The organism is Gordonia sp. AC31, from assembly GCF_031844505.1.
Lineage (GTDB): Bacteria > Actinomycetota > Actinomycetes > Mycobacteriales > Mycobacteriaceae > Gordonia > Gordonia hongkongensis.
This window is the reverse complement of sequence record NZ_JAUZVK010000016.1, coordinates 50,377-74,377: the sequence shown is the minus strand read 5'-3', so window position 1 is coordinate 74,377 and position 24,001 is coordinate 50,377. Positions and strand designations below refer to the sequence as shown.

15 protein-coding genes are annotated in these 24,001 nt (G+C 68.4%); 11 read left to right on the top strand and 4 right to left on the bottom strand.

The features are described from left to right. Positions 1–456, bottom strand: coding sequence for an NAD(+)--rifampin ADP-ribosyltransferase (gene arr, locus Q9R39_RS18275; protein WP_311277922.1), 456 nt, complete (start codon positions 454–456; stop codon positions 1–3). Between the two features lie 722 nt (positions 457–1,178). Here arr and Q9R39_RS18270 point away from each other — a divergent pair. Beyond that, positions 1,179–1,310, top strand: coding sequence for a hypothetical protein (locus tag Q9R39_RS18270; protein ID WP_311277921.1), 132 nt, complete (start codon positions 1,179–1,181; stop codon positions 1,308–1,310). A gap of 91 nt (positions 1,311–1,401) precedes the next feature. Beyond that, on the top strand, positions 1,402–3,120 hold the full coding sequence (locus Q9R39_RS18265) for an ABC transporter ATP-binding protein (RefSeq protein ID WP_311277920.1): 1,719 nt from the start codon (positions 1,402–1,404) through the stop codon (positions 3,118–3,120). A gap of 211 nt (positions 3,121–3,331) precedes the next feature. On the opposite strand, the gene Q9R39_RS18260 is transcribed toward Q9R39_RS18265, so the two are convergent. Both Q9R39_RS18260 and Q9R39_RS18255 read right to left on the bottom strand, forming a co-directional pair. Beyond that, positions 3,332–4,663 carry an ATP-binding protein gene (locus Q9R39_RS18260; protein ID WP_311277919.1) on the bottom strand — a complete coding sequence of 444 codons (1,332 nt, stop codon included), beginning with the start codon at positions 4,661–4,663 and terminating at the stop codon, positions 3,332–3,334. Next, a complete protein-coding gene (locus Q9R39_RS18255; protein WP_277244156.1) occupies positions 4,647–5,285 on the bottom strand; it encodes a response regulator transcription factor in 639 nt (212 codons plus the stop codon). The genes Q9R39_RS18260 and Q9R39_RS18255 overlap by 17 nt, the downstream gene beginning before the upstream one ends. 156 nt (positions 5,286–5,441) lie before the next feature. Between Q9R39_RS18255 and Q9R39_RS18250 the strand changes: the two genes are divergently transcribed. The 6 genes from Q9R39_RS18250 to Q9R39_RS18225 all read left to right on the top strand — a co-directional run bounded on the left by Q9R39_RS18250 (position 5,442) and on the right by Q9R39_RS18225 (position 15,172). After that, entirely contained in the window at positions 5,442–6,434 is a 993-nt protein-coding gene (locus Q9R39_RS18250) for a hypothetical protein (RefSeq protein ID WP_277244158.1), read from the top strand. A 94-nt stretch (positions 6,435–6,528) separates the two neighbouring features. After that, on the top strand, positions 6,529–7,944 hold the full coding sequence (locus Q9R39_RS18245) for an NAD(P)/FAD-dependent oxidoreductase (protein ID WP_226514327.1): 1,416 nt from the start codon (positions 6,529–6,531) through the stop codon (positions 7,942–7,944). Between the two features lie 54 nt (positions 7,945–7,998). Next, positions 7,999–10,191 carry a DUF2254 family protein gene (locus tag Q9R39_RS18240; RefSeq protein ID WP_311277918.1) on the top strand — a complete coding sequence of 731 codons (2,193 nt, stop codon included), beginning with the start codon at positions 7,999–8,001 and terminating at the stop codon, positions 10,189–10,191. Between the two features lie 49 nt (positions 10,192–10,240). Beyond that, a complete protein-coding gene (locus Q9R39_RS18235; protein WP_311277917.1) occupies positions 10,241–12,976 on the top strand; it encodes a LuxR C-terminal-related transcriptional regulator in 2,736 nt (911 codons plus the stop codon). Positions 12,977–13,099: 123 nt separating this feature from the next. Beyond that, positions 13,100–13,723: a hypothetical protein gene (locus tag Q9R39_RS18230; protein WP_065631305.1), complete on the top strand. Its 624-nt coding sequence runs from the start codon at positions 13,100–13,102 to the stop codon at positions 13,721–13,723. 45 nt (positions 13,724–13,768) lie between these two features. Further along, on the top strand, positions 13,769–15,172 hold the full coding sequence (locus tag Q9R39_RS18225) for a carotenoid oxygenase family protein (protein ID WP_259936568.1): 1,404 nt from the start codon (positions 13,769–13,771) through the stop codon (positions 15,170–15,172). Between the two features lie 90 nt (positions 15,173–15,262). Here the strand turns inward: Q9R39_RS18225 and Q9R39_RS18220 are convergent, their stop codons facing one another. After that, positions 15,263–16,312 carry an alpha/beta hydrolase gene (locus Q9R39_RS18220; RefSeq protein ID WP_165629250.1) on the bottom strand — a complete coding sequence of 350 codons (1,050 nt, stop codon included), beginning with the start codon at positions 16,310–16,312 and terminating at the stop codon, positions 15,263–15,265. Positions 16,313–16,817: 505 nt separating this feature from the next. On the opposite strand from Q9R39_RS18220, the gene gltB reads away from it, so the two are divergent. The 3 genes from gltB to Q9R39_RS18205 all read left to right on the top strand — a co-directional run bounded on the left by gltB (position 16,818) and on the right by Q9R39_RS18205 (position 23,914). Next, on the top strand, positions 16,818–21,401 hold the full coding sequence (gene gltB / locus Q9R39_RS18215) for a glutamate synthase large subunit (RefSeq protein ID WP_311277916.1): 4,584 nt from the start codon (positions 16,818–16,820) through the stop codon (positions 21,399–21,401). Next, complete coding sequence (locus Q9R39_RS18210) at positions 21,394–22,848, top strand: glutamate synthase subunit beta (RefSeq protein ID WP_247450871.1); 1,455 nt, start codon at positions 21,394–21,396, stop codon at positions 22,846–22,848. Before gltB ends, Q9R39_RS18210 begins: the two co-directional genes overlap by 8 nt. Before the next feature lie 178 nt (positions 22,849–23,026). Beyond that, positions 23,027–23,914 (top strand): cutinase family protein, encoded by an 888-nt coding sequence (locus tag Q9R39_RS18205; RefSeq protein ID WP_265968473.1) that lies wholly within the window; start codon positions 23,027–23,029, stop codon positions 23,912–23,914. Positions 23,915–24,001 lie beyond the last annotated feature (87 nt).

The following is a 24,001-nucleotide window of genomic DNA, read 5'->3' as shown; positions in this document are numbered from 1 at the left end:
CTAGTCGTACAGGACCGCTTCGCCGCGCTGTCGTAGTGCTTCCAACCCTGCTCGGAACTGCTGGAGGTATTCCGGCGAATGTCCCACCCAGTCGGTCATCTCGCCGACGACCCGGACCGGTCGGGCACTCCGGTAGGAGTGGGTCGGGTTGCCGGGGAACTTCTTGTCGGTGACGTTCGGGTCGTCATGAACGTCGTCCTGTGGTTCCACGACGTAGACCCGGGGGCGGCCGTCACCCACCGCCATCTCGGCCGCGAGGACCGCGCCGTCGAGCACCTTCGTCATGTAGACGTAGTTCGAGATGTGTTCGCGACGGTAGTTCGACCGGTGACCGGGGGTCAGGTGGTCACCCACTCGGAGGTCGGCGCGGGTGCCGTGGAAGTAGGCCCCGGACTCGTGCACCCGGAATCGTTCCGGGGTGCCCGCCATGTCGGAATGGTCTGCACGGTCAGCCATCAGTCGCCTCCTGCGTCTCGGTCGTCGAGCGATTGTGCACCGTCACCGGGGTCTTGCGGCAAGCCCCCATACCTGCCATATGGTGAAAGTGGCAGGGCCGCGGCTCATGTCGATCGCTGAGGCCGAGGTGTCGCACCCGCTGGGTACGGTACCGATCTGGCGTCACTAAATAGTGTTGCAGGGTGCTCGATTTCGCCCGACCATCACCTTGGCGCCCCGCGCGGTCGCCGGAGGACCCTGTTCTGCACAGAACTGCGGCCCCGTTGCCAGTGCTGAGCAACGGGGCCGCCTGTAGTCGACGGATTCGGCGTCGTCCGGCCTACTGCCAGGTCCAGATCCAGCGTCGCTGACGGTTGTCGTAACGCCGCACCCGACGACGGTTGGGGACGTTCTGGGTTCGATTGCGATTCACGATTGAATTCTCCTCTGAGAGTTTCGGATTGGCTTACGAAGACAACTATGCGTCAACGGCCTTGGCAGTTGTTCACGCGAACCTGTCGGTTTCCTGGACGAGCCGGACCGGGTTGGAGGCTCTACGCCGTCGCAGAGTGGACGCCCTGGGACTGATCACGCGCTGCATACTCGGTCGACGTCGCTGCGGGATTGTCGAGGACTTCGATGACAGGGTTCTCCCAGCTGCGTACAAGGCAGCGCGCAGGCCCGGACCATAACTTCTCCTCTGGCCGGCAAGGACGCCGGTCATCCGAAGACGAGGAGAATTCATGTCTCAGCCAGCACAGCAGTCCGGACAGGGCCAGCGCCCCGGTCAGCAGCAGCCCGCTCAGCCGCGCCAGCGGCGTCGCCGCAGGGTGTGGAACCGGCAGCAGCATCGCTGGGTCTGGGCCTGGTTCTGATCCGACGCACGACCTGACCGATTCCGCCGAGGCCTGGGGACATCTGACGCGATGTCCCCAGGCCCGCCACCGTGACCCGATGGACTGACAGATGACCGCACGCGAGGCCTACCTCCGATTCTTGCCCACTCTCCGCGGCGAGGGCTCCCGATTCGCCCTTGCCGCAACACTTTTGCTTCTCGCCACCGCTTGCGAGATAGTCGCCATCTTCGTGTTGTCCGACGTCATCGACGGTGCGCTCTCCGCCGACAGCGCACTGCAGTTCGTTCGTCTCGCCGCGTTGTGGCTGGTGATCACGGCGATTGCCACCGGGGCCGACTACCACGGCCAGGTCGTCGCGGTCGGTATCTCCGAACGAGTGGTCCTGCGGTTGCGCGACGGGGTGTTCTCCCATGTTCAGCGGCTCAGCCCGGTCATTCATCGGCGTTTCGGGTTGGGCGACCTGGTCACGCGTCATTCGAGCGACCTCGAGGCCGTCGAGTATCTGATCGGCTCCGGGGTCATGCAACTCATCGTGGCGATCACCAACACCATCGGACTGGTGGTGGCCGCCCTCGTCATGAGTTGGCAGGTTGCCTTGGTGGCGATAGCGGCCGTGCCTGTGCTCTGGGCGATCTCGGCCTTCTACGGCCGTCGGCAGACCTTGGTCACCCGGGACGAACGCATCGCCAACGCCGGGATCGCGGTCGCCGTGCAGAGCGCGTTGAGTGGTCACGAGACGGCTGTCGCCTACAACCAACAGCACCGTGAGCAGGACCGCCTGCACGATCACGGACTCGCCTGGCTCGGCGCCCGTCTATCGCAAACGCGGATCGAGGCCGGGTTCGGGGCGGTCATGGGCTTCGGGCAGGTCGTGGTCACCCTGGCGATCGCCATTGCCGGGGTGTGGCAAGTACGCCAGGGCGCGGTGAGTGTCGGCGAACTCCTCGCTCTCACCGGCTACCTCGGGATGCTGTACCCGAAGATGCAGGAGATCGCCGAAGTTCGGTTGTCGCTTGCCGCCGCGGCGGTCAGCGCTGAACGGATCGGCGAACTCCTCGACCTCCAGCCCACGGACGTCGATCGTGACGATGCGGTAGCGGACCCAGGCACCGATCACACGGTCTCGATGCGTGATGTCAGCTTGCGTCGCGGGGGGACGACAGTGCTCGACGGCGTGTCACTCGATCTGCACCCGGGAGAGATCACGGCACTCATCGGGCCCAGCGGCGCGGGCAAGTCCACACTCGCGTCGTTGTTGTGTCGATTCGACCGTCCCGACGCAGGGACGATCACCCTCGGCCGGTTCGACTATGCCGACCTCTCCGGACGGGCCATCCGCGATCACGTGACACTGCTACCCCAGCAGCCCATCATCAAGGCAACAACCATCGCTGACAACATCGCCTACGGGCGACCGGATGCCACCCGCGCCGAGATCATCAGCGCCGCCATATCCGCCGACGCTGATCCGTTCATCAGCGAGCTCCCCGACGGTTACGACACAGCTCTGGACGAGGATGGCCTGACCCTCTCGGGTGGTCAGCGCCAGCGAATCGCGATAGCACGGGCGATCCTCCGCGACAGTCCGGTCCTCGTGCTCGACGAACCGACATCAGGACTCGACGACGAGACTGCGCAGCGCATCCTCGAGCCCCTCCGACGTCTCGCCCACGGCCGGTCCACGCTACTCATCACCCACGATCCCCGTGTCATCGAGATCGCCGATGATGTCGTCGAATTGCGCAATGGAACGCTGACATCTCACCAGCGACATCCCGCCCTGACCGGTTCGAGTGTTGCAGGTCTCGGAACCGAGCCAACGCAGTGAGCTGTGACCTCGAATCCTTGTCCGTGTCGGTGGGAAGCCGACTGGCAGAACGCTGCTAGCTGGACGAACTGCGGCGTTGTGGTCGGCATCGTCGATCTGTGCTGGAGACAACGGCTGTGCGGACCATCGGCCAGGCGGTTCAACACCTTTACCTAAAGGCCACCCACGTCCGCCGCGAGCAGGGCCACGCGTCCGCCGGTCCCGGAAAGCCTCATCCCGCTCGAGTGGGAACCTCCGCGATCGCGACCGTTCCACCGTGGGGATGGTTCGACAACGACAACGTACCTCCGGTTCCTTCGATCCGTACCCGACGGGACGCAAGGCCGATGTGGCCCCTGGCCTGTCGTCGACGCATCAACTGGTCGACGTCGATGTCGGTTGGTAACCCGATGCCGTCGTCCACGACGACGAGGCGCGCTCGCCCATCATCGAACTCGGCGGTGACGTCGACCGTCGTCGCGGACGCGTGTTTGGTCACGTTCGTCAGCAATTCGCGCGCGGTGGCGAACAGCAGCGAGTCGGCGGACGTGCGTAGTTCGGGCGGCCAGCCCGCGGTGTCGACGGAGATCGTCGGGGCACCGGCGCGGCTACCGAACGAGGCGGCGAGGTCGGTGAGGGCCACCGACAGACCGGCCTGTTCGAGAACGGCCGGGTGCAACTCGCTCAGCGTCGAACGCAGCAACTGCGCCGCGTCGCGCAACGCACCGTCCACGCGATCGAGGGTCACCGGATCGGCGGAGTCGCGTAGCGTGGCGAGTTCCTGACGCGCCGCCAGCACATACTGCAGGGCCCCGTCGTGGAGGTTGTCGGCGAGATCTCGGCGTTCGCGTTCCTCGATCTCCATCGTGGCGTCGAGCAGCCGGGCGCGTTCGGCGGCGAGCGCCCCGATGGTCTTCACCCGGGATCGCTGTAGGCGGGACAACAGGATCGCGCCGACGGCCAACGCCGCGACGACGAGGATGCGCAGGACGATCACCGACCACGGCTCGCCGTTCGACGTGCGGGCCAGCATGGAAGAGACGGCGTAGACCGCGGTCGTGACGATCACCACGACCGCACAGGTCCTGGGCTGCAACGCGATCGCCGCGATCATCGGCACGAGGACGAATCCGCTGAGGAGAACGTCGGTGGTCCAACTCAATTCGTTGGACCGGCTGGCGGCGACGGCGAGCGCGGTGAGCAGGAGGAGGTCGATCGGCAGCGCGATCCATGAGTATCGGATCATCGCCGATTCATGGCGGACGACCACGACCGCCCCGCCGATGCACCAGGCCGCGTAGAGAATCGCCGTCACGACGCTGAACGTCTCCGCGTGCGCGGGTGGGTCGAGGCTGACGGTCAGCAACACGAACAGCGACAGGAACAGTCGGAGGACCACCTGGATCCGGATTCCCCGGATCGCGTGGTCGATCAGGATGTCGTGGATCCGCGGTTCGTCGGCGAACTCGTCGAGACCCAGATAGCGTGTCGCTCCCGCGATCTCGACGCTGCCACCGTCGTCGACCCCTGGCTTCGAGGGGTCCGCGCTATTCGAGGAGCCCACGGCGCATCGCCTCGGCGACCGCGGCCGCACGGTCGGACACGCCGAGCTTCTCGTAGAGGCGCTGGGTGTGCGTCTTGACCGTCGACGCACCGATGTAGAGCTCGGCGGCGACTTGTGGAATCGACTGTCCGCGTGCAAATCCCGTGAGCACCTGGCGCTCCCGCTCGCTCAGGGCCGGCGCGTCACGTTGGGTCTGCGCGCGGATCTCGCCGGCCAGTCCCGCGGCGAGTTCCGGCGGTACCACCGTCTCTCCCTTGGCCACCCGGGTCACCGCGCCGACGATGTCGTCGCGATCGGCGTCCTTCGACAGATAACCGGCTGCACCCTCCTGCAGCGCCCGGAAGACGATCGGGCCGTCGGTGACCGCGGACAGCAGCAGCACCCGGGTCGGCAACCCGTCGCGTGACACCGCATGGGCGACCTCGACGCCGGTCATGTGCGGCATCTGGTGGTCGACCACCGCGACGTCGGGTTTCTCCCGACGGATCAGCTCGAGCCCGGCCAGGCCGTCGGCGGCCTCGCCGACGACCCGCACCCGCCCACTGGCGCTCAGGCCACGGGATACACCGTCGCGGAAGAACGGGTGGTCGTCGACGACGACCACGGTGACGAGGGTGTCCATCGGATCAGGATAGGCGGGGTGAGGCCCTGAACCGAGCCGAACAGTGCTCCCGTCCCCGAATGGGTCATACCGAGTGAGCACCCCGCGCCGGTCGCGCAACTCGACGCGATTTGGCAACCTCGGATCGGGGACCGATACCGAGGATCGGAGTGGGGGATGTATCGACCGGACCTGCACCTGGGAGCGCTGAGGGGCCCGCTCCCGCGATCGCCGCTGCATGTGCTGCGGACCTATCTGGCGGTGACGACGCTGCTGTACGCGGTGGGCGTGGCTCTCACGCTGTTCCCGACCGACGACTCGGCGACCCTGTCCGACCCGACCGGGGGACTGGTCGCTGTCGTGCTGGGGCTCGCGGCGCTGGGGTGGCTGTCGGTGCGGCCGCAGCGCCCGCTACCGGCCGTGATCGCGGCCGGTGTCGCCACCCCCGCGGTGATGGCGTTCCACGAGCTGATCAGTGCCGAGTTCCTGTGCATGATCGCGGCGATGTTCCTGGCGATGTACGTACGTGCCACTCTTCCGCGTCGGCAGGCGTGGGCGTTCATCGGTCTGCTGACCGCGGGATGCGTCGTCGCGCTTGCCGTGGCGCCCGCACCGAAGTACCTCAGCACCTACATCGTCGTCGCCGTCGCCATCCCGGCGGCGGCCGAGTCGTTCGGGTTGCTGACGCGGACGCTGCTCACCGCGGTCTGTGCTGACCCGCTGACCGGCGTGTTCAACCGCGCGGGCTGGGAACTCGCGACCGCGGGGCTCCTCGACGGACGGCGGTCGGCCGCGGCGGTCACGGTGATCTCGTGGTCAGTCGACGACTCCGGGACGACCGACGACCCGCGCGAGAGGGAGCAGCGACTGGTTCGCCGGGCCCGGACCTGCGTCGAATTGCTTCCCGCCGATTCCGCCCTGGCACGCCTGGCCGATTCGGAGTTCGCGATCTGCGTGGTGCACGACGACGATGGTCCACCCGGGCAGGCCGCGGCGTTGATCGAGGATCTGCGTCGACACCTGCCCGATGCCTCACTCGCGGCGTCCACCGCGCCGGCGCCGGCAGCGGACGTCGCCGCCCTACGCGCGCAGGCGTCGTCCCGCCTGGCGTCCGCCAGACGCAGCGAGCCCGGGCCGGCCCGACATTCCGATCACCCCGACATGCAGTGAGGCGGGCGGCTCATCCGGGCAACCACCATGTCGAGCCCGGCATCGAGTTCTGCGATCGCGGTTGTGCCGGTGCACATCGAATACGATGCCGCTCATGACCTCGGCCATCGTGGTGGGGGCGGGGCCCAACGGGCTCGCCGCCGCCATCACCCTCGCGCAGCGGGGCATCGAGGTGACCGTGCTGGAGGCGGCCGAGACGATCGGTGGTGGTGCCCGCTCGTCCGAGCGAATCCTGCCCGGTCTGCTGCACGACGACGGTGCTGCCGTGCATCCGATCGGGCTGGCGTCGCCGTTCTTCCAGAGTCTCGGACTCGCCGACCACGGCCTGGAATGGGGTTGGCCGGAGATCGACCTCGCACATCCGTTGCCCGACGGCCGGGCCGGCGCCATGATGAACTCGCTGGACGAGACCAGTCGGCTTCTCGGGGTCGACGGCCCACGATGGCGGAGCCTGTTCGGTCCGTTGGCGGAGAACTTCGACGACCTGGCGCAGGAAGTGCTGGGCCCGCTCCTGCACGTGCCGCATCATCTCGGCCCGCTTGCCCGGTTCGGGCCCGCCGCTCTCCTGCCCGCAACCGTCCTGGGACGGGTGTGGCACACGGACGAGGCGGCGGCCTTGTTCGCCGGGAACGCCGCCCATGGGTGGTACCCGCTCACCCGGCCGACCACTTCTGCGTTCGCGCTGATGTTCGCCGCCATCTCGCATCGGTATGGCTGGCCGATCATCAAGGGCGGGACGGCCCGAATGCCGGAGGCCCTCGCCGCGGTGCTGACAACGCTGGGCGGCCGCATCGAAACCGGCCATCGGGTCAGCTCCCTCTCCGACCTCCCACCGGCGGATGTGATCCTGCTCGACCTGGAGCCCGGCGCGGTCGCCGACCTTGCGGGGGACGCACTCCCGAGCCGAGTCCGTAAGGCGTATCGACGGTTTCGGCGGGCGCCCGCCGCGGTCAAAATCGACCTCGCCGTCGACGGCGGAATTCCGTGGCGGGACGAGTTCTCCGGTCGGGCGGGCACCGTGCACGTGTGCGGCTCCGCCGCCGAGGTCGTCGCGTCCGAGGCCGAGATCCATCGTGGCCGGATGCCGGAGCGGCCCTTCGTCCTCGTCGCCCAGCAATATCTGGCCGATTCGGCGCGGTCGGTCGGTGACGTCCATCCGGTGTACGTCTATGCACATGTGCCGCATGGCTACAGCGGCGACGCCACGAACGCTGTGCTCGCGCAGCTGGAACGCTTCGCGCCGGGGACGCGCGATCGGATCGTCGGGTCCGTCGTGCGCACGCCCGCAGATCTCGCCGCGAGCAATGCCAACCTCGTCGGCGGCGACATCATCGGCGGCGCAAACGATCCCCTCCAGGTCGTGATGCGCCCCCGGATCGCTGCCGACCCGTACGCAACCGGAATCCCGGGTGTCTACATCTGCTCGGCGTCCACGCCACCGGGCGCCGGCGTGCACGGAATGTGTGGCCACAACGCGGCTCTGAGTGCACTGCGCCGGCTCGGCCCGTAGATCAGAGTCGCGATTGCCCGCGAGAACCCCCGGCGCTGCCGCTAGGGTCGGGGGATGACCGGGTGGTTCGATGAGCGGATCGTCGAGACCGGTCGTCTGCCGTTGTTCTTCCTGTTGCTCGCCTTCGTCCTGACCTTCCTGTTCATCCGCTTCAGTGTGCGGATGATCCGCGCTGAGGTCAGTTGGTGGCCGGGCAACGTGACGCCGGGCGGGGTGCATGTGCACCACGCCTTCTTCGGCATGATGGCGATGTTGGTGGCGGGCTTCGGATTCGTCGCGGTCGACCCGCTCCGGACACCGGTGATCGACTGTGTCCTGGCGGCCCTGTTCGGCATCGGAGCGGCGCTCGTGCTCGACGAGTTCGCGCTCATCCTCCACCTGCGCGACGTCTACTGGGCGGAGGAGGGGCGGACGTCGATCGACGCGGTGTTCGTCGCGATCGCCATCGGTCTGCTCTTCCTCCTCGGGTTGCAGCCGTTCGGGGCGTTCGAGGTCGTCGGGGACATCCGGAACGAGAACGGCCTGGTGGCACGGCTGGTCGCGGCGGGTGTCGTCGTGCTCAACGTGCTCCTGGCGATCGTCACCCTGATCAAGGGCAAGGTCTGGACCGGACTGGTGGGCATGTTCGTCCCGGTCCTGCTGTGGTTCGGTGCCGCGCGACTCGCGCGGCCGCGATCACCATGGGCCCGGTGGCGATACAAGAACCGCCCCCGCAAACTGGCTCGCGCGATCGGGCGTGAGCAGCGATATCGAGAACCGTTGATGCGATGGAAGATCGTCGTGCAGGAGGCGGTGGCGGGCCGATTCGGGGTGCCGGACACCCCGGCTCCCGCTCCGGTTCCCCCGCCGGCGTCCGTCCCGACGGCGGTCGGCGTGGTGACCGAGAAGGTACCGAGCGCGCTGGCGACCGCGATCCGATGGCGGCGCACGCGCCGGGCCCTGCGCACGGTCCCGATCTGGCGGCTGCCGGTCGTGCTGGTGACGTTTGCGATCGTCGCCGCGACGTTCACCGTGGGTTTCGACGAAGTGCTCGAACTGGAAGTCGATCCGGGAACGCTGGCGACGCTGCTCAGCGTCATCGCCGGTTCGATGGCGACGCTGACCGGTCTCGTGTTCACCGCCGTCACCCTCGCCATGCAGTTCGGGGCGTCGTCGATCTCGGTGCGGGTCATTCCGATGCTGCAGCAGGAACCCGTCATGCGGTGGTCCACCGGCTTCTTCCTCGCGACCTTCGTCTACAGCGTGATGATCGCGATCGACCTGTCGGTCGGTGGTCCGGACGAGCCGACCCCCGGCCTGTCCACGGCGATCGCGTTCATGCTCACCACCGTCAGCGCGTACCTGTTCATCGCGCTCGTCGGGAAGGTCGGCACGATCCTGAACACCGCGCGCCTACTGCAGTGGATCGCCGACGACGGCCGGTCGGCGATCGTGCGGCAGCTGCCGATGTCGCCGGTGAAGCACGACGAGCCCTCGGTGGCAATCGGTTTCGACGGTGAGGCCGTTCCGTCGGTCGTCGCCGGACCGGGCGAACCGAGCGTCGATCTGGACGTCACGACGGATGCGCCACGCATGCAGATCAGGCTGGGGGAGGTGTCGGCGCGGGGTCGGGTGTTGCTGGCCGTCAACGGTGATCGTCTTCGTCGATACGCAGCGTCGTGGAACGTCCGGATCGACGTGCTCGTTGCCGTCGGCGACCATGTGCCGCACGATCTCCCGGTGGTCGAGATCATCGGTGATCCGATCCAGGTGGAGAAGCGCCGCGTGCTGGCCTGTCTGCTGTTCGGGGACACCCATCAACCCTCGGTGAGTCCCGCCGCGGCGCTGCAGGCGATCTCGGACATCGCGCTCAAGGCGATGTCGGCTGGGAGCAACGATCCGAGCGTCGTGGTCCAGGCGCTCGACCACACCGAGGACCTGTTGCTGCTGCTGGCTCCGCGGCTTCGCAGCGAACATTTCTCGAGCGACCCCTCGGTCCGCGGCATTCGGCGCAGCTGGGCGGACTACGTCGCGATCGGGACCGACGAGATCCGACGGCACAGCACCGGCCAGGTACAGGTGCAACGCCGCCTGCGCGCGCTGTTCGAGTCCCTTCTCACCGGGTGCGGGCCCGCGCAGCGCGCGCCGGTGGCCGAGCGACTGGCCGTGCTCGACGCGCAGGTCGCCCGCGACTGGTCCGACGACCTCGACCGGCGACTGGCCGCGGCTGCGGACCGGCAGGGATACGGGTCCGAGTTCGGCCGGTGAGGTGAGCAGATAGATCACGCGAATCGGACACAACCGATACCCTGAGTCCGTGCTCGCGTCCCAGTCCGCCGACCGTCGGGCGGTGGTCGACGAGATGCGCGACTTCGTCGCCGCTGCCCAACGCGATTCGGGTTCCGCCCGCCGTGGGGTCGGCGTGATCACCGCCGGCCCGGGCGCCGGAAAGACCCATACGCTCCGGGAACTGGCCTCTGCCACTGATGGTTCCGTTCGCACGGTGCGGGCAGACGAACTGTCATGGCGCCAACCGTTCGGACTCGCCGGGCAGCTGCTCGGAGTGGATCTGCCGACCCCGGTTCCCGATGGCTTCGACGACGATCTCTACGCGCGCGTGGACACGCTGTGTGCCGACGGGCCGCTCGTGCTCGTCATCGACGATGCCCACCACGCCGATGCGGCGACCCTGGAACTGTTGTCCCGCCTCGTACCTGCCACGCGGGTGCTACCGCTGGTGATGCTCCTCGGCCGGCGGCCGCTCCCAGAACGGGATCTGCTGAACCGGTTGGTGGCGCGAGCGGAGGTCGTCGACTGGTCCCTGCCCCCGCTGGGCGCCGACGAGGTCCACCGGATCTCGATCGAGACCGTCGGTGCCGCACCGGACGCCGAACTCTTCGGGCTGCTCGGTGCATCGGGTGGGAACCCGATGCACGTGATCTCGGTGCTGCGCGCGCTGCAGCAGTCGGGCGGTCTGCGGATCGTCGACGGTCACGCGGCGGTCGACGCACGCACCGCGTCGGGGGTACCGAGTGGACTCGAGGACGCGATCGCCGAACACGTCGCCCTCCTCGACGGTCGTGCCCGCGAGCTGACGCAGAAGCTCGCGGTGTGGGGCCGCCCGGCGACGCTCGCCCAACTGGCCGCGGTCGACGCGGTTCCGCCCGCCTCGCTGGTCGGGCCGGCCCAGTCGGCGATCGACGCCGGGATCGTCGGCGTCGACGACGGGGGAGCACTGCGGTTCACCCACGATCTGTACGCCGACGTCACCTATGGACAACTCGATCCGATGCTGCGCTCGGTGCTGCACGACGCGATCGCCAGCCATCCCAGTACTCGGCACGATCCACAGTCCGTGGCTCATCATCGAATCGCTTCGGGCAGTGACGAATCCGCGATGTTCGCGGCGGTACGCCGTGCCGAGAGCGAACTCGCCAGCACGCCGGCGGTCGCGGCGGAACTCCTGGAGACGTTGGCCGGCACCGCCCGTCCGTCGGCGGGGGTCAACACCGCACTCGCGCTCGCCCTCGCCCGAACCGGGCAGCTCGACCGGGCTTCACGCGTCGCCGAGGACGGCATGGTACTGGCGACCGAGATCGCCGAGTTCGCCGAGCTGCATCGGATCCTGTTGTTCGCCCTGATCGCCAAGGGGGACACCGACCGGGTGCGGGACCTGATCGACGAGACCCTGCAGCTCCCGGTCGGCGACGGCGTCGCCGGCACGCTCACCGACCTGCGGCACTACGTGGGCATTCTCGACGGACGAAGACCCGCGCCGGACACCCCGTTCTTCGACGTCGAGCGGGACGCGTCCACCCGATCGGTGTCCGGCCTGATCGCCGAGGCACTACGCCGGTTCCTGCGCGGCGAGGTGGAGGAGGCGCTCGGGATCGCGCTGCTCGCCTCGCGTCGGGACGCGGCGGAATCCGCCGGCGGCACACTGTCGACGTCGTCGGCCGACATCTGGCCGTCGCTGATCGAACAGTATGCGCACGGCCCGGCGGCCGCGGCCGACCTGCTCGCGGGTGCCGCCCGGTTGCGATCGAGCCGGGGCGCCGACTGGATGACCGCCTACCACGAGTTCACCCGCGGCGGAATAGCTCTCGGGCTCGGCGACCTCGACGACTCGGCGGCATCTTTCGATGCCGGACTGGATCGCGCGGACTCCGCGGACATGGGCTGGAAGTCGATGGCGGTCGGCGGGCGGGCCATGGTCGACGTGCTGCGCGGCGACCTGGCGGCCGCGTCGACCCGCCTCGACGCGTGGGACGACACGGGGTTACCGGACCAGTTCGGTTTCCCGGTGCCCACCCACGCCCGCGCCCTGCTGCTCGAGGCGAACCGGAAACTACGTGCGGCCGCGACGACAGCCGGCCGCGCATGGGACCACGGCCGCCGGTTCGGTCTGTACTCCTGGCTGCCCACCGTCGTTCTCGAGACCGCGCGGATCGGCGCGCGTGCGGGCGACACCGCGCTGCTCGGCCGCATTCTGGACGGGCTCGACGAGTTCCCGGTACCGCCCGCGCGGCCCATGTCCGGGCCCGTCGCGGTGGCCCGCGCGATGTGTTCGGTGGTGCTCCACGACGCGGACCCGTTGACGATCGTGCACGCCGCCGACGAGTACGCCGAGATCGTGCAGGCGGTCGGGGACCGGCAGTCCGAGGCGTGCATGTGGGAGGAAGCCGCGTGCGCGGTCGCCCTTTCGGGAGACCGGGACCGCGCCCGCGAGCTCGCCCGGCGAGCGATGCGACTGACGCGTGCCATGGGAGCAAGCACCAGCTCCGCACGCGTGGCCTCGCGGTTGCGTCCGTTGGGGATTCGGCTCGACCCCGCGGCACGCGACCGGCCGACCCATGGTTGGGACAGTCTCACCAAGACCGAGACGACCGTCGCCGAACTGGTCGCGGCCGGCATGAGCGGCGGCGAGATCGCCGACCGACTGTTCATCTCGACCCGCACGGTGCAGACCCACGTCTCCCACGCCCTCGCCAAACTCGGCCTGCGCACCCGCGTCGAACTCGCCGCGTTCGTCGTGGGTCGGCAGCAGAACTGAGCATCGTCGCACGGTTGGCGCAGATTTCTCCGTCATGACGCAGATGTACGCGTCATCGGCCCGGCGGACAGTGGGTGTACCCCCAACGAGGACCCACCTCGGCCGTACCGAAGGAGACCACCCGTGAACGCCAAATCGATGATCTTGGGACTCGCCCCCTGGTTCGTGTTCGCCTGGGCGGCCGAACGCCTGGGTGCCGACCACGTCACGCTCGCCGCGATCGCCGCCTGCGCGCTGGCCCTGGCCGTCACCATCTACGAGGCCGTCCGCACCGGCGGCGGTTGGAAGATCATCGACGTCGCCGGGGTCGTCCTGTTCGGCGTCATCGCGCTCATCGGCATCGTCGGTGACACCCAGGTCGACGAAGCGCTCGTGTTCTTCGGTCGCGGTGGTTCGGCGTTCGTCCTCGCCGCGGTCATGGCCGTGTCCGCGTTCACGGTCCCGTTCACCGAGCAGTACGCCCGCGAGACCGTCGATCCCGCCCTGTGGCACTCACCGGTGTTCCGCGCGAAGAACCGCCAGATCAGCCTCTTGTGGGCCGGGGCGATCGCACTCATGGGCTGCTCGCACATCGTCGCCGGATTGCTGGCGTCGTCGGCGTCGGTGTCCGGCAGCCACCCGGGCAACATCCTGCTCAACTGGGTCGTGCCGATCGCGCTGATCGTGTTCGCGGTCAAGCGGACCCGGGCAATCGCCGACGCGGCCCCCAGCGCGCCCGCCGCCTCCACCGCCCCGACCGCCGGCTGACCCCCGCGGCACAGCCCTCCTACCGACCCGCCCTAAGGACATCCGATGACCATCACCACGCCCCCCACCCCCGCCCCCGTCGACCTCGCGCATCACGCCCACCTCACCGGTGTGTACGCCCCGCAGCGGGAGGAGGTCGATGTCACCGACCTGCCCGTCCGCGGCGAGATCCCCGCGGATCTGCGCGGCAGCTACCTGCGCAACGGCCCCAATCCGCGTTTCGATCCCATCGGATCGTTCGTCTATCCCCTCGACGGTGACGGCATGGTGCACCGGATCAGCATCGACGGCGGTCGCGTCGGGTACACCAACCGCTTCGTCCGGACCCCGATGGTCATCGCGGAAGAGGCTGCCGGACATGCACTCTGGTCCGGGCTCACCGACGGGTACACACCACCCGCGAGCGTTGTCGGGGACGAACTCGCCGGCACCTACCGCGAACTGCCCGACATCAACATCGTCCGCCACGGCGGACGGTTGATGGCGATGGCCGAATCCGACCAGCCCTACCTGCTCGAGCCGTCGACGCTGGCCACACTGGCCAAGACCGACTGCTCCGGGGCGATGCGGGTGGGTAGTACCGCCCACCCGAAGATCGACCCGTCCACCGGAGAGATGGTCTTGTTCAACTACGGACTCGAGTCGCCATACCTGACGTGGTCGGTGGTGTCCGCGGACGGGACGACGACCACCGGGCCCACGCCGGTCGACGGTCTGGACAAGTCGGTCATGATCCACGACATGGCCCTCACGTCGCGGTACCTCGTACTCTTCGTGTGCCCGTTGATCTTCGACCTCGAAGCCGCGATGACCGGTGGCTCGCTGCTGTCTTGGCAACCCGACGACGGCACGCGCATCGCCCTCATCCCGCGCGACGGCGGTCCGGTGCGCTGGGTCCAGACCGACCCGTTCTGGGTGTGGCACTTCGCCAACGCCTTCGACGGCCCGAGCGCCGAGGACGGTGTCACCGTCGACTACGTGGAGTGGAGCTACCCGGGTGGCTTCGCCTCCGAACCCCGGCCGGCGACTTCGGCGCTCACCCGCGCGATCATCCGCCCGGATGGCACCATCACCCGGAACACGATCAGTGACAACGCCTTCAACATGGAGTTCCCGCGAGTCGACGACCGGTTGCTCACCCGGGACCACCATCGCGTGGCAACGGTGGCGAAGGGGCCCCGCGACACCGATGCCACCGACAGTCTCTGGTTCCACGATCTCTCCGCCGGCACCGAGACCTTCTGGAGTCCCGGAACCGCGATCGGCGAGCCGATCTACATCCCGGGCATCGAACGCGATCACTGGGGCGCGATCGGCACCGACCCCGCCGACATGCGTTCGTACTTCTACCTTCTCGCCGCCGACGAGCCGACGGCCGGACCGGTCGCCACCGTCGAACTCCCGATCCGCGTCCCCGCCGGGCTGCACGGGGCATGGCTAGCTGACTGACCCCCCTGACAAACCCACCCTATTTCCGTAAACCCATCCCGTCGGAGCGTGCTGGGTTTGTGGAAAAGGGGTGGGTTTGCGGTTGTGGCGCTATTGAGCAACCGGCGCGGTCACCTCGATGAACCGCGCAGCGATGTCGATGGCCGACCGCGCCTCGGCCGACAGGCGGGGGATCAGCTGGAAGACGTGACCCTGGTCGGGCCAGGCCTGGATCACCGAAACCCCTCCGGCGCCGGTGATCTCGTCGTGGGTGGCCCGGGCGTCGGCCCCCATCACCTCGCGCGCCCCGTATTGGATGAGCGTCTTGGGCAGGGTCATGTCCGGGGTGAGACGGACGCGCATCCGTGGATGATCGGGGTCGGCGGTCCGGGTGTAGAGCCGCAGGATCTTGCGGGCGGACATCGCGTCGATGATCGGGTCCCGCACCCCGGTGCGCTGATTGCGCACGGCCAGTTGGAAAGTCGGGTCGTAGAGCGGCGAGAACAGCACCATCGAACCCGGTTGTGGGGTCCCGGTGGCGTGGTTGACGGCGAGCAGGTCGAGCGCCAGGTGGCCGCCGGCGGAGTCACCCGCGACCACGATGTCCTCGGCGCGGTACCCCTGGGACAGCAGCCAGCGATAGCCGCGGACGGCGTCGTTGCCTGCGCACGGCCAGGCGTGCTCGGGGGCGAGCCGGTAGTCCAGGCTGAAGGCGGGCAGCCCGGTCTTGTTGCCGAGCCGGCCGACCAGGCCCCGGTGCGTTCGCGGCGAACACACCACGTACCCGCTCCCGTGCATGTAATACAGAATTCGCGAACCGGGGACCGGAGCGCTCGCGTGCCGGCCGATCACCCATTCGCCACGGACCTGCCCACCCCGGAAGTTCTCACGCACGATCTCCACCCGGGTGTTGGCCGGAGGCGGGTTGATCCGCTCGATGGTCCGGTTCAATGCCGGGCGCGTCCGCTGGATCATCTGCGCGGTGACGCGGGGGTGGCTGACCCCGGCCGCGGTCATCATCGGCCAGGTGACCCGGGCCAGATAGGCGTTGACCGCACGGGAACGCCTCGAACCGTACGGATCGACGCCCAGGCGGCCGAACGGATGCGCGAGGAGATCCGCTTCCGGGGTGGGCTCATCGGCCGATACGGTGACGCTCATCACCTGACGGTAGTGGCTCGATGCCGCGCGGGTGCGGGATCGGTCAGGGCGAGATCCGGCCGCAATCGGGCCGCGACCGTCGACGCTCCCGAAACGCCCGCGCGGGCCGTCTCCGGGGCGGACCCCGAATCGCCGGATTTCCGTCTGACGTGCACCGGCGGTGTCTCTGTGGTAACCGGATTTCGAGAGTGGGCCCTTCGCGTGGAAAAATGACTCACAATGCTCATACGGCTGCCCGGGGGCGCTCTGGCGTGCTGCGCGCGGTAGCTGCGATGAGCAGGGTGGTTCGGGTCCCGACGAAGCGGCCCGAAGGGACCGTCAGCAACGGCGCTGACCGGGACTCACCGCCGCTGTGATCGTCGGCTCTGCCCAGGTCAGCCCCGATGCGGGTGGAGCACGACGACGCCGGGGACATCGTGGTCCGCGGCCCGACACGGCCGGGTGTGGCCCCAGACATCGACGACGGGTAGTGCGTGCACTCCTCGCGCGCAAAGTGAGGCGAACTATGAAGCAGGCTCCGGGACCGGTGGGTCTCTACGACCCACGCAACGAGCACGACTCGTGTGGCGTGGCATTTGTCGTGGACATGCACGGGCGGCGCAGTCGCGACATCGTCGACAAGGCGATCATGGCGCTGGTCAATCTCGAGCACCGCGGCGCCGCGGGTGCCGAGCCCAACACCGGCGACGGTGCGGGCATCATGATCCAGGTCCCGGACCGTTTCCTGCGGGAGACCGTGGACTTCGAGCTGCCCGCGGAGGGCAGCTACGCGACCGGTATCGCCTTCCTGCCCCAGGGCTCGGAAGACGCCCGCCTCGCCTGCGAGGGCGTGGAGAAGGTCATCGAGGCAGAGGGCCTGACCCTGCTCGGCTGGCGCGAGGTGCCCACCAACGAGAACTCGCTCGGAGCTCTCGCCCGCGACGCCATGCCGACTTTCCGGCAGGTGTTCGTCGGCGGCGCGGAGGGCATGGAACTCGAGCGCCGCGCCTACGTCGTGCGCAAGCGGGTTCAGTACGAACTCGGCAACAAGGGCGCCGGCGCCGACGGGCCCGGACGCGAGACCGTCTACTTCCCCAGCCTGTCCGGCCGCACCTTCGTCTACAAGGGCATGCTGACGACCCCGCAGCTGCGGGAGTTCTACGTCGACCTGCAGGACTCGCGTGTCGAGAGCGCGCTCGGTCTGGTGCATTCGCGCTTCTCCACCAACACCTTCCCGTCGTGGCCGCTGGCGCATCCGTTCCGCCGCGTCGCCCACAACGGCGAGATCAACACCGTCACCGGCAACGAGAACTGGATGCGAGCCCGCGAGGCGCTCATCGACACCGCGGCCTTCGGGGCCGACGCGGCGTCGAAGATCTTCCCGATCTGCACCCCGGGTGCGTCGGACACCGCCCGGTTCGACGAGGTGCTCGAGCTGCTCCACCTCGGTGGACGCTCCCTGCCACACGCCGTGCTCATGATGATCCCGGAGGCATGGGAGCGTCACGAGTCGATGAAGCCCGCGCACCGGGACTTCTACCGCTACCACTCCGCGCTGATGGAGCCCTGGGACGGACCGGCGTCGGTGTGCTTCACCGACGGCACCGTCGTGGGTGCCGTGCTCGACCGGAATGGCCTGCGGCCCAGTCGGATCTGGGTCACCAAGGACGGGCTCGTCGTGATGGCCTCCGAGGTCGGCGTGCTCGACATCGATCACTCCGACGTCGTGCAGAAGATGCGTCTTCAGCCCGGCCGCATGTTCCTGGTGGACACCGCTGCCGGCCGCATCGTCGACGACGAGGAGATCAAGGACGAGCTCGCCGCCGAGCACCCCTACGGTGAGTGGCTCGAGCAGGGACTGGTCGCGGTCGACGACATCGAGGCGCCGCCGCATCAGCACATGCCGCACGACCGGGTCGCGTTGCGCCAGCAGGTGTTCGGTTACACGCGTGAGGAACTCGACCTGCTGGTCGCGCCGATGGCGAAGACCGGTGCCGAGGCACTCGGCTCGATGGGTACCGACACCCCGATCGCGGTGCTCTCCAAGCGCCCGCGCATGCTGTTCGACTACTTCCAGCAGCTGTTCGCCCAGGTGACCAACCCGCCGCTCGATGCGATCCGCGAAGAGATCGTCACCAGCGTCGGCGGCACCATCGGCACCGAGGCCGACCTGTTGAACCCCGGCCCCGAGTCGTGCCGTCAGATCGAGCTGCCGTCGCCGGTCCTCGACAACGACACGCTCGCGAAACTGGTGGAGATCAACTCCAACGACGCACTGCCCGGTTTCCGCAGCGTCCACATCCACGGCCTCTACCCGGTGGCCGAGGGTGGCGCCGGTCTGCGCAAGGCCCTCGACGAGGTGCGTGCGAAGGTCAGCGCCGCGATCGACGACGGCGTGAACCTGGTGATCCTGTCCGACCGCGAGTCGGACGAGACCTACGCACCCATCCCGTCGCTGCTGCTGACGGCTGCGGTGCACCACCACCTGGTGCGGGAACGCAAGCGCACCCAGGCCGGTCTCATCGTCGAGTCCGGTGACTGCCGCGAGGTCCACCACGTGGCCGCACTCGTCGGTTTCGGTGCGGCAGCGGTGAATCCGTACATGGCCTTCGAGTCGATCGAGGACATGACCGAGCGCGGTGTGCTCGGCAACCTCGACTTCGCCACCGCGCAGAAGAACTACATCAAGGCTGCCGGCAAGGGCGTGCTGAAGGTGATGAGCAAGATGGGCATCTCGACCCTCGCCTCGTACACCGGTGCACAGCTCTTCCAGGTCATCGGTATCTCGCAGGAGACCGTCGACGAGTTCTTCACCGGGCTCAACAGCCAGCTCGACGGCATCGGTCTCGACGAGATCGCCGCCGACGTCGCGACCCGCCACGCGCTGGCGTTCTCCGATCGCCCGTCCGAGCGCGCCCACCGCGAGCTCGAGGTCGGCGGCGAGTACCAGTGGCGCCGCGAAGGCGAGTACCACCTGTTCAACCCGGACACCGTCTTCAAGCTCCAGCACTCCACGCGCACCGGCCAGTACCAGGTGTTCAAGGAGTACACGAAGCTGGTGGACGACCAGTCCCGCCAGATGGCGTCCCTGCGCGGCCTGTTCGACTTCAATTTCGGTGACCGCGACCCGATCCCGATCGAGAAGGTCGAACCGGCCCGCGAGATCGTGAAGCGGTTCTCGACCGGCGCGATGAGCTTCGGTTCGATCTCCGCGGAGGCGCACGAGACCCTCGCGATCGCCATGAACCGGCTCGGTGGTCGCTCGAATTCCGGTGAGGGCGGCGAGGATCCGCGGCGCTTCCATCACGACGAGAACGGTGACTGGCGCCGCAGCGCGATCAAGCAGGTCGCGTCGGGCCGCTTCGGCGTCACCTCGCACTACCTGTCGAACTGCACCGACATCCAGATCAAGATGGCGCAGGGTGCGAAGCCGGGTGAGGGCGGGCAGCTGCCGCCGCACAAGGTGTACCCGTGGGTCGCCGAGGTCCGTGGTTCGACGCCGGGCGTCGGCCTCATCTCGCCGCCCCCGCACCACGACATCTACTCGATCGAGGATCTCGCGCAGCTGATCCACGACCTGAAGAACGCCAACCCGCAGGCCCGCATCCACGTGAAGCTGGTGTCCGAGGTGGGCGTCGGCACCGTCGCGGCCGGTGTCTCGAAGGCGCACGCCGACGTCGTCCTCATCTCAGGGCACGACGGCGGTACCGGCGCAACGCCGTTGACCTCGGTCAAGCACGCCGGTGCGCCGTGGGAGATCGGCCTGGCCGAGACCCAGCAGACCCTGCTGCTCAACGGACTCCGCGACCGGATCGTCGTGCAGGTCGACGGCCAGCTCAAGACCGGTCGCGACGTCGTGGTCGCCGCCCTGCTGGGTGGCGAGGAGTTCGGTTTCGCCACCGCGCCGCTGGTGGTCGCGGGTTGCATCATGATGCGGGTGTGTCACCTCGACACGTGCCCGGTGGGTGTCGCCACCCAGAACCCGCTGCTGCGGGAGCGTTTCGCGGGCAAGCCGGAGTTCGTCGAGAACTTCTTCCTGTACATCGCCGAAGAGGTCCGGGAACTGCTGGCGCGCCTGGGCTTCCGCACCCTGCAGGAGGCCGTCGGTCACGTCGAGGCGCTCGACACGACCAAGGCGCTCGCGCACTGGAAGTCGGAGAAGGCGGGCAAGCTCGACCTGTCGTCGATCCTGGCGATGCCCGAGTCGCCGTTCATGAACCAGGACCTGTACTGCTCCGGCGTGCAGGACCACGGCCTGGACAAAGCGCTCGACCAGCAGCTCATCGCGCAGAGCCGCGAGGCCATCGACCACGGCACGCGGGTGTCCTTCACCTCGAAGATCACCAACGTGAACCGCACCGTCGGCACCATGCTGGGCCATGAGGTCACCAAGGCCTATGGCGCACAGGGTCTTCCCGACGGGACGATCATCGTCGACTTCACCGGATCGGCCGGCAACAGCTTCGGTGCCTTCGTTCCCAAGGGCATCACGCTGCGCCTCGAGGGCGACGCCAACGACTTCGTCGGCAAGGGTCTCTCGGGCGGTCGCCTCGTGGTCCGTCCGGCACGCAACGCGCCGGACGACTTCGTCGCCGAGCACAACATCATCGCCGGCAACGTGATCGGCTTCGGTGCCACCGCGGGCAAGATCTTCCTGCGCGGCATCGTGGGTGAGCGCTTCTGCGTTCGCAACTCGGGCGTCACCGCGGTGGTCGAGGGTGTGGGCGACCACGGCTGTGAGTACATGACGGGTGGACGCGTCGTCGTCCTCGGCGAGACCGGCCGCAACTTCGCGGCGGGCATGTCCGGCGGTATGGCGTTCGTCTTCGACCCCGAGGGCAAGCTGGCCGACAACCTCAACACCGAGCTCGTCGACCTCGAGCCGCTCGAGGACGAGGACATCGAGTTCCTCGCCACGATCATCGAAGAGCACCGCGCCGAGACCGAATCCCCGGTCGCGGCAGCGCTGCTCGGCGATTGGGACACCGCCCAGACCAAGTTCGCCAAGGTCATGCCGCGCGACTACAAGCGTGTGTTGCTGGCCATCTCCGAGGCGGAGAAGACCGGGCGAGACGTGAACGAAGCGATCATGGAGGCCGCACGTGGCTGACCCCAGAGGATTTCTCAAGCACCCCGAGCGGGAGCTGCCCGACCGCCGCCCGGTGGAACTGCGTCTGCTGGACTGGAAAGAGGTCTACACCGACTTCGACAAGGGCCATCTGAAGACGCAGGCGAGCCGCTGCATGGACTGCGGTATCCCGTTCTGCCACAACGGCTGCCCGCTGGGGAACCTGATTCCCGAGTGGAACGACCTGGTCTACAAGGACCAGTGGCGCGACGGCATCGAACGTCTGCACGCGACGAACAACTTCCCGGAGTTCACCGGCCGCCTGTGCCCGGCTCCGTGCGAGGCGTCGTGCGTGCTGGGGATCAACCAGCCGCCGGTCACCATCAAGCAGGTCGAGGTCGAGATCATCGACAACGCCTTCGACAACGGCTGGGTGACCCCGGTCATGCCGTCGGAGAAGACCGGCAAGTCGGTGGCCGTCGTCGGTTCCGGGCCCGCGGGACTCGCTGCGGCGCAGCAGCTCACGCGTGCCGGACACGACGTGACGCTGTTCGAACGGGCCGACCGCATCGGTGGCCTGCTCCGTTACGGCATCCCCGAGTTCAAGATGGAGAAGCGCCACATCGACCGTCGTCTCGCGCAGATGGAGGCCGAGGGCACCGTCTTCCGCACCGGCGTCAACGTGGGTGTCGACGTCACCGTCGAGCAGCTGCGCGCCGACTTCGACGCGGTGATCCTCGCCAACGGTTCGACCATCGGTCGCGATCTGCCGATCCCCGGGCGTGAGCTCGACGGCATCCACCAGGCCATGGAGTTCCTGCCGCAGGCCAACCGGGTGCAGCTCGGCGACGAAGTCGAGGGCCAGATCTCGGCCAAGGGCAAGAAGGTCATCATCATCGGCGGTGGCGACACCGGCGCCGACTGCCTGGGCACCTCGCTGCGTCAGGGCGCGGAGATCGTCCACCAGTTCGAGATCATGCCGAAGCCGCCGATCGAGCGTGCCGAGTCGACCCCGTGGCCGACCTACCCGCTGATGTACCGCGTGTCGTCGGCCCACGAAGAGGGCGGCGAGCGCGTCTTCTCGGTCAACACCGAGCAGTTCCTCGGCGAGGACGGCAAGGTCACCGGACTCAAGGCGCACGAGGTCGTCATGCGCGACGGCCGCTTCGAGAAGGTGGAGGGTTCGGACTTCGAGCTCGAGGCGGACCTGGTGCTGCTGGCCATGGGCTTCGTCGGACCCGAGCGCGAGGACCTCCTCGACAAGATGGGCGTCGAGTACGACCCCCGCGGAAACGTCAAGCGCGACGGCAACTTCGCGGCTGTCGGTCAGCCGGGTGTCTTCGTCGCCGGCGACGCCGGGCGTGGACAGTCGCTCATCGTGTGGGCCATCGCCGAGGGGCGCTCGGCCGCTGCGGCCGCCGACGCGTTCCTCACCGGGGCGTCGGACCTGCCCGCACCGATCGTGCCCACGCAGGTCGCGCAGCGCTGATCGCGCGTCGCACTCAGCAGTACTCGACTCCCGCTCACCCGCTCAGGGTGGGCGGGAGTTCTGCGTAGGCAGATCCGTCGTTCCACGGGAGTTCCGCAGGCGGCAACACGCCTGCCGGATGCCCGACCTAGACTCGGCGGTAAAGCTGCCTCCTCGGCGTGTACGAAGGGAACGGACCATGCGTCGGATCATCGCGACCGTATGCGCCCTGCTGTGTGCGATCCTGGCCGGCGGTGTGCTCGCCGTCCCGACGGCGACCGCCGCGCCCCGGGGCTGCCCGGAGATCTACGTGCTCGCGGTCCCCGGGACCTGGTCCAACGGTGCCAGCCCGGGTGTGCTGGGGGAGGTCACCGCCGGGCTCGGACCGGAAACCCGCGTGCAGTACGTCGGATACGACGCGACGGCGTTCCCGTGGGAGAAGGCGATCTACGGCAAGTCCAAGGCACAGGCGGTTGCCAACACCACGGGGCTCGCCCTTCAGATGCTCCGACGATGCCCCGGTACCCGGATCGCGCTCGTCGGCTACAGCCAGGGCGCCGACGCCGCCGGTGACCTCGCATCCGAGATCGGCACCGGTCGCGCCGCGATCCGTCCGGGTCAGGTCGCGGGGGTCGTGCTGATCGCGGACCCGCGGCGGTCGAAGCGGGACAATCTCATCGGCCCCGCCCTGAGGGGTGAGGGAAGTGGCGGACCGCGCCTCGACGGCATGGGTTGGGTCCTGCCCAGGGCGTTCACCCTCTGCGAACCCACCGACGTCTACTGCAACGTGCCACGCGACTACTACGTGACGCGGATCGTCGGCTACCTCGCCGAGACCAGCGACCCGACGCCGAGCCAGATCGTGCAGTATCAGGCCGAGGCGGGCGCGATCTTCTCCGAACTGCTCACCCTCGGCGGCCCCGGCGAGATCGTGCAGGAGCTCGGTGACGCGCGCGCTCGCGAGCAGATCAGGTCGTTCAACCAATTCCTCCAGTCCGGGTCGCACGGCACCTACCGGGACTTCGAGGTCCGTCCCGGCGTCACTGCGGTGCAGTGGGCCAACCGGTTCCTCGCCGGCCTCGCGTGACGACGCCGGTCGGCTGACCTGCACGAGAACCGGATGAATCGGACGTCCGACTAGAGTGGCGGCCGAAGTGGTCACCGATCCCGGGGA